Below are 5934 nucleotides of genomic sequence, written 5' to 3'. Positions count from 1 at the left end.
GAGGCCCCGGATCAGGTCCGGGGCTGTGTCGGTCTAAGGCACCGAAACCGACGCGGGATCAGGTCGGCAACGGAACAGACGCAAAGCCCGCCTGCCGCTCAACCTGTCGCAAACGGGGATGGGCGATGGATCAGGAAATCAGCTACCGGTCGGGTGTCGTGCTTGTCCTTGCCGCGGCGGTGCTCTGGTCGTTGCATGCGCTGGCGATCCGGCTGATCGGCGAGGCGGGGACCTGGCAGGTTCTCTTCTACCGTTCGCTCGGCATGGTGCCGGTCCTGTTCCTGACGGTCACGATCCGGTCGGGCGGCCATCCGTTCCGGCGCATCCGAATGGCGGGCTGGCCGGGCGTCATCGGCGGCACTGGGCTTGTCTTTGCCTTCGCGGGCGCGATTTATGCGATACAGGTCACCACGGTCGCCAATGCGGTGTTCCTCTTCGCCGCAGCCCCGCTTTTCACCGCCGTCATGGCCTGGCTTGTTCTCAGGGAACCGGTCCGGCGGGCGACATGGGGGGCCATCGCGCTGGCCGGGACTGGCATGTTCGTGATGGTGCGCGAGGGGCTTGCGATCGGCGCGGGCTGGGGCAACCTTGCCGCCATCGCCTCGGCGGCCGGGTTTTCGGCTTTCACCATTTCCCTGCGCTGGGGGCGGGTGGCCAACATGCTACCCTCGGTCCTGACCGGCGGGGTCCTGTCGGTGATCGTGGCAGGCGCCGTCATTGCCGCACGCGGTGAAAGTTTTGCGCTACCGCCCCGCGCCATCGTCATCGCGATGCTGATGGGGGCGTTTCTGCTGGCCTTCGGCCTTGCCATCTACACAATTGGCAGCCGTGTCGTGGAGGCGGCCGAGCTTGGGCTTCTCTCCATGGTCGAGGTGATGCTGGCCCCGGTCTGGGTCTGGCTGATCCTCGGCGAGGGCGCGAGCATCGGCACCTTTCTTGGTGGCGCGATCCTTCTGGCCGCCATCGCTTTCAACGCCGCCACCGGCATGCGCCACAGACCGCCTGCGCTCACGACCTGATCGGGATGTAAGGTGGGTTTAAACCCACCTTACTTTTGCGCTTCGCAGATCACTTTGACCGTCTGAAGAACCGGGCGCGGGAATAGAGGTCCCCCAGCCGCTTCATCCGCGCCTGCGTGTCTTCCCAGGTCAGGCTCTGCACCGCTGCCATCAGCGTTTCGACCAGCACCTGAATGGCGACCGTCGAATCCCAGGCCGATGGCGCCTCGATATGGGCCGAGAGCCGGTAGCGCGCCCGTTCGGCGGCGGGCGAGACCCATTGGTCGGTGATCAGCACCACCTCGGCCCCCTGATCGGCAGCCATTTCGACGAGGGACAGCACGTTGTTCTCATAGCGCCTGATGTCGAAGGCCAGCACGACATCGCCCTTATCCATATCGATCAGGGCCGGGGGCCAGGCATTCGACATGTCGGAAATCAGGGTCACATTCGGGCGGATGACCTTCATATGGGTGACGAAATAATCGGCCATGGCATGGGTGATGCGCCCGCCCATGGCAAAAATCTTTCGTTCCTTGTCGGCCATCAGCCCGGCAACCGCGTCAAACTCTGCATGATCGATCTGACCCAGCGTGGCCTGCAAATTCCCCACCACCGCATCCGCAAACCGGTTGAGAATATGCGTGTCGGGCACGCCGCCCGCCCAGCGGTCATGCTTGGCGATGGGTGATATCAGCCGTTCCTCGACCTCGGCCCGGACCACGATCTGAAAATCCGGATAGCCCTTGTAGCCCAGCTTCTGCACCAGCCGCACGACCGTCGGTGTCGACACTTCCGCCGCCTTGGCGAGTGCTGTGATCGAGCCCAGAACCGCCACTGGATAGTGCCGGGTGATATGCGAGGCGAGCTGCCGTTCAGCCCGTGTCAGCGCGTCGAAATGCGCCCTGATCTGCTGTTCGATGGTCCGCGTAGCGCCGGACATAAGGCTGTCTCCCTTTCTGCCAGACGCGTCCGGCCAGAGATGTAAAGATTGTAACAGAAATTTTCGTCAAGAAAACATCTTGACAGAAATATGCCCGGCAGGGGACTTTTGATCAAGTGAATCGGGGAGGATTCCGGACAGCATGGCGGGGGCATTTGACACCACCCTTCCGGTCGTGACGACCGAGAACCGCGACGGTAGCGGGCCGTTCCTGATCGTCTGTGAACATGCCTCGAACCATTTTCCGGCCGAATTCGGCACGCTCGGCCTCGAGGCAGAAACGCGTGCAGCGCATATTGCCTGGGACCCGGGCGCACTCGGCCTCGCGCGCGGACTGTCTCAGGCCCTTGACGCGCCGCTGGTCGCGGCGGGCATTTCGCGCCTGATCTATGATCTGAACCGCCCACCACATGCATCCGGCGCGATGGCCGCGAGAAGCGAGGTCTTCGAGGTTCCCGGCAATGCCGCCCTGACGCAGCAGGAGCGTCAGAAGCGGACCGAGCAGGTCTATCTGCCGTTCCACGCGGCGCTGCATGCCGAGATCGCCCGGCTTCTGTCCATGGACCGCCCGCCGGTGATCGTCACGGTCCACAGCTTTACCCCGGTCTATCACGGGCAGCGGCGCGAGGTGGAATTGGGCATCATCCACGATGCCGACCCGACTTTCGCCAAGGCGGTTCTGGCCGAAGCCGAGGCGCTGACCGGCCTGACCTGCCGCCTGAACGAGCCCTATTCGGCGGCCGATGGCGTGACCCATACGTTGCGCCTTCAGGCGACGCCCTACGGGCTGCACCATGTGATGCTTGAGATCCGCAACGACCTTCTGGCCGACGATCTGGCCGTCGCGAGCCTGTCTGACGGGCTTGCCCCGGTGCTGACAGCCGCTTTGGCCCGGATCGGGACATCAAAGAGAAAGGCAAGCGCCTGACATGCCGAACTGGACCCGAACCTTCGTACGCTATGTCGACATCCTGAATTACAGGGTGGGCCGCTTTGCCATGTATCTGCTGTTCGCGCTGATGGCGGTGATGCTCTGGTCGTCCTTTGCCCGCACGGCCCTGACCCCGACGATCTGGACGGATGAGATGGGTCAGTTCCTGATGGTGGGCTATTTCATGCTGGGCGGCGCTTATGCGATCCAGATGGACAGCGCCGTGCGCATGGACCTGCTTTACAGCCGCTGGAGCGATCGAACCAAGGCGCTGGTGGACGTGGTCACCATCTTCGCGCTGCTCTTTTACCTTTGCGTGCTGCTTTATGGCGGCATCGAGAGCACCGCCTATGCCATCGAATACGGCGAACAGAGGCGGGGGCTGTGGCGGCCCTATATGTGGCCGATCAAGGTGGTCATGTGCATCGGGATCACCCTGATGATCCTGCAATTCATCGCAATCCTCTTCAGGGATATCGCGAAGCTGAGGGGGGAGGAACTCTGATGTCCACGGACGTAATCGCCCTTTCAATGTTCGGCGCGATGCTGGCGCTGCTGCTGACCGGACAGCGCATGTTTGGCATCATCGGCTGCGTCGCCATGGTCGCTGCGATCCTGCTTTGGGGTGACAGGGGCGGCTATGACCTGGCCTTTGCGCAGTCGATCAAGCTGATGGGCTGGTTCCCGCTTCTGACCCTGCCGATGTTCATCTTCATGGGCTATATTCTGTCGGAAAGCCGTCTGGCCGATGATCTTTACCGCATGTTCCATGTCTGGTTCGGGCCGGTGCCCGGCGGGCTTGCCATCGGGACGATCCTGCTGATGGTGCTGATTTCGGCAATGAACGGGCTTTCGGTCGCAGGCATGGCCATCGGGGCCACCATCGCCCTGCCGGAGCTTCTGAAGCGCAACTATGACAAGCTGATGGTGACAGGCGTCATTCAGGCGGGGTCGTCGCTCGGCATCCTCGTGCCGCCCTCGGTTGTCCTTGTCCTTTACGCGATGATCGCGCGGCAGCCGGTGGGCAAACTTTGGCTGGCCGGTGTGTTCCCCGGCCTGATGATGGCGGCATTGTTCATCCTCTACATCTGGTTCCGCTGCAAGCTGAACCCGTCGCTCGGTCCCGTCCTGCCCGAAGAAGAGCGGGCAGAGGTCACGCGGGCGGAAAAGCTGCGGCTGCTCTCCGCTGGTCTGCTGCCGCTCGGCATCTTTCTGGTGATGATGGTGCCCTTCGTCACCGGCTATGTGCGCCTTGTCGAAAGCTCGGTCATCGGGGCGCTCGCCGCCACCCTTGCCGCCATCGTCAAGGGCCGGATGTCATGGACCGTGTTTGAGACCTCGGCGCGGCAGACGCTGGCGATTTCCTGCATGTTCATGTGGATCATCCTTGCCGCCCTTGCCTTCGGCGCGGTCTTTGACGGACTGCGCGCGGTCGATGCGCTCAAGGGGCTGTTCCTTGAGGATCTGGGGCTGAACCGCTGGCATGTGCTGATCATCATGCAGCTCACATTCCTCTTGATGGGCACCTTCCTGGACGACACCGCGATGCTCGTCATCGTGGCGCCCCTTTACGTGCCGCTGGTGGCCGCGCTGGAGTTTGACCTCATCTGGTATGGCGTCCTTTATACGATCACCACGCAGATCGCCTATATGACGCCGCCCTTCGGCTATAACCTCTTCCTGATGCGCGCGATGGCGCCGCCCGAGATATCGCTCGGCGACATCTATCGCTCCATCATTCCCTTTGTCGGCGTGATGATCGTGGCGCTCGCCCTCGTCATCATGTTCCCCCAGATCGCCATGTGGCTGCCTGACACAGTTTACAAACAATAAGGCGGGCCAACCGTCCCTGAACCCGAACCGAAACAAGGAGGAAAGACCGATGACCACGAGACGCAAGTTCCTGACGGCAGGGGCCGCAGCGGGGGCCGCTGGCCTTGCCGCACCCGCCGTTCATGGCCAATCCGTTATCAAATGGCGGCTTCAGACCTATGCCGGCGCTGCACTGGGCGAACATGTGATCAAGCCCGCCATCGACAGCTTCAACAAGATCGCCGAAGGCCAGATGGAGATCGAGCTTTACTTCGCCGATCAGCTTGTGCCGACGGGTGAGCTCTTTCAGGCGATGCAGCGCGGCACGATCGACGCGGTGCAGTCCGATGACGACAGTATGGCCTCACCGACCGAAGTCACTGTCTTTGGCGGCTATTTCCCGTTCGGTTCGCGCTATTCGCTCGACGTGCCCGCCCTTTTCCACAACTGGGGCCTGAATGAAATCTGGGGCGCTGAATACGAAAAGGTTGGCATCAAGCATATCTCGGCCGGGGCCTGGGATCCGTGCCATTTCGCTACCAAGGATCCGATCAATTCACTGGCCGACCTTCAGGGCAAGCGGGTCTTCACCTTCCCGACCGCCGGGCGATTCCTGTCGCAGTTTGGCGTCGTCCCGGTCACGCTGCCGTGGGAGGATATCGAGGTTGCGGTGCAGACCGGCGAGCTTGACGGCGTCGCATGGTCGGGCATCACCGAGGACTACACGGTCGGCTGGGCCGATGTGACCAACTACTTCCTGACCAACAACATCTCGGGTGCCTGGGTCGGTCACTTCTTCTCGAACATGGACCGCTGGAACGAACTGCCTGCGCATCTGCAGGAACTCGTCCGCGTCTGCTTCGACAGCTCGCACTACTACCGCCAGCACTGGTACTGGGCGGGCGAGGCGCGACTGCGTGTCGAGGGCACCAAGATGCAGCTGACCTCCATCCCAGACGAAGAATGGGCGCAGGTCGAAGCCGCCGCCCGCACCTTCTGGGAAGAGATCGCGGCGGAAAGCGAGACCAAGGCCAAGATCGTCGGCATCTTCAAGGCCTATAACGAGGCAATGGACAAGGCCGGGCGGCCCTACCGCTATACCTGATCCAATGGCACTATGAATATGGGCGCGGCGGTCCCCGCCGCGTCCGCTGAAGTTCGAGAGGGAGAGAACCCGAATGCCCGCCAACCTGACCTTCGACGCGCTGAAAAAGGCCGTCGCCGCCGGTGAGATCGACACTGTGCTCGCC

6 protein-coding genes are annotated in these 5934 nt (G+C 62.5%); 5 read left to right on the top strand and 1 reads right to left on the bottom strand.

The features are described 5' to 3' along the window. Positions 1 to 1019, top strand: a 1019-nt coding sequence (locus tag WBB85_RS15780; protein ID WP_432639556.1) for a DMT family transporter, incomplete at its 5' end; no start/stop codon positions are given. Positions 1020 to 1068: 49 nt separating this feature from the next. On the opposite strand, the gene WBB85_RS15775 is transcribed toward WBB85_RS15780, so the two are convergent. Further along, entirely contained in the window at positions 1069 to 1941 is an 873-nt protein-coding gene (locus WBB85_RS15775) for a MurR/RpiR family transcriptional regulator (protein ID WP_432639555.1), read from the bottom strand. A gap of 142 nt (positions 1942 to 2083) precedes the next feature. Here WBB85_RS15775 and WBB85_RS15770 point away from each other — a divergent pair, with 142 nt between their 5' ends. From WBB85_RS15770 to WBB85_RS15755, 4 genes are read left to right on the top strand one after another with little or no spacing between them, the layout of a single operon-like run. Next, positions 2084 to 2869 carry an N-formylglutamate amidohydrolase gene (locus tag WBB85_RS15770; protein ID WP_432639554.1) on the top strand — a complete coding sequence of 262 codons (786 nt, stop codon included), beginning with the start codon at positions 2084 to 2086 and terminating at the stop codon, positions 2867 to 2869. A 1-nt stretch (position 2870) separates the two neighbouring features. Then, a complete protein-coding gene (locus WBB85_RS15765; RefSeq protein ID WP_432639553.1) occupies positions 2871 to 3377 on the top strand; it encodes a TRAP transporter small permease subunit in 507 nt (168 codons plus the stop codon). Then, on the top strand, positions 3377 to 4705 hold the full coding sequence (locus WBB85_RS15760) for a TRAP transporter large permease (RefSeq protein WP_432639552.1): 1329 nt from the start codon (positions 3377 to 3379) through the stop codon (positions 4703 to 4705). Before WBB85_RS15765 ends, WBB85_RS15760 begins: the two co-directional genes overlap by 1 nt. Positions 4706 to 4754: 49 nt before the next feature. Continuing rightward, positions 4755 to 5789, top strand: a complete 1035-nt coding sequence (locus WBB85_RS15755) for a TRAP transporter substrate-binding protein (protein WP_432639551.1) — start codon at positions 4755 to 4757, stop codon at positions 5787 to 5789. Positions 5790 to 5934: the final 145 nt, after the last annotated feature.

This window comes from Albidovulum sp., assembly GCF_049646345.1.
Classification (GTDB): Bacteria; Pseudomonadota; Alphaproteobacteria; order Rhodobacterales; family Rhodobacteraceae; genus Albidovulum.
Note: the sequence above shows the minus strand (reverse complement) of the source record. Positions and strands in the feature narration are given on the sequence as shown.